Annotated in this window: 1 protein-coding gene; it reads left to right on the top strand. The window is 45.6% G+C overall.

The features are described from left to right. Positions 1-119: 119 nt before the first annotated feature. On the top strand, positions 120-1,019 hold a 900-nt coding region (locus R7E00_RS25310), incomplete at its 3' end, for an MOSC domain-containing protein (RefSeq protein ID WP_318124950.1).

Below are 1,019 nucleotides of genomic sequence, written 5' to 3'. Positions count from 1 at the left end.
GTCGTTTTCTCTCTTAACGGTTTGATTTTGGGATAAATGCTAATGCGTGAATCTGCATCTTAATGTCATTTAGGTATACAATACTGCAACAAATAAAGATCACCCGTAGGAAGAAGGCTATGTCGCAACCCGTTTTATCCCAAATCAATGTTTTTCCGGTTAAATCAGTCGGAGGTGTGTCGCTTTCGTCCGCATGGGTAGAAAAACAAGGGTTGAGTTTTGACCGTCGTTTTATGATTGCCAAAGCCGATGGTTCGATGATCACTGCGCGAAAGTACCCTCAAATGGTAACCGTGAAATCAGCGTTGCTTGCCGATGGGGTGGTGTTCAGTAGCTTGGGAATGGAACCACTTAAAATCCGTTATCAAGATTTCAAAATGCAGGAAACACCTGCAACGGTTTGGAAAGATACCTTCACCGCTTACACGACTACCGATGATGCGGATGATTGGTTTAGTCAGGTATTGGGACAGCGCGTAGAGTTGCTTTTTAGCGGTGAACAATCCAATCGTGTCCGTGAAAACCTGGGACAAAATGTGAGTTTTGCTGACGGCTATCCAGTGTTGGTGATCAGCCAAGCTTCGCTAGAGGAATTGAACAAAAGAAGTTCTGAGCAACACTCCATGGATCAGTTCCGCACAAACTTAGTCGTATCTGGTACCAAGCCATTTGAAGAAGATTCTTGGAAGCGCATCCGAATAGGGGAAGTGGAGTTCGAATCTCTCAAACCTTGTGAGCGTTGTATTCTTACCACGATCAATACTCAGCGTGGCACTTTCCGTGAAAGCAAAGAGCCGCTCAAAACGTTGCAACAGTTCCGCGCCAATGAACGAGGTGGTGTGTTCTTTGGACAAAACCTTGTGGCGCGCAATGAGGGCATTATTCGCCAAGGCGATAAAGTTGAAGTGCTCGAATATAAAGAGCCGGAATTTTATCCGGACAACTCACCTGTGCGCATGACGCTGACGTGTGTTGAGCGTGAAGAGATTGCTCAAGATTTCGTGACCTTATGGCTAGAA

This window comes from Vibrio sp. Vb1755 (genome assembly GCF_033338635.1).
Lineage (GTDB): Bacteria > Pseudomonadota > Gammaproteobacteria > Enterobacterales > Vibrionaceae > Vibrio > Vibrio alginolyticus.
This window is presented reverse-complemented; position numbering and strand designations above follow the sequence as displayed.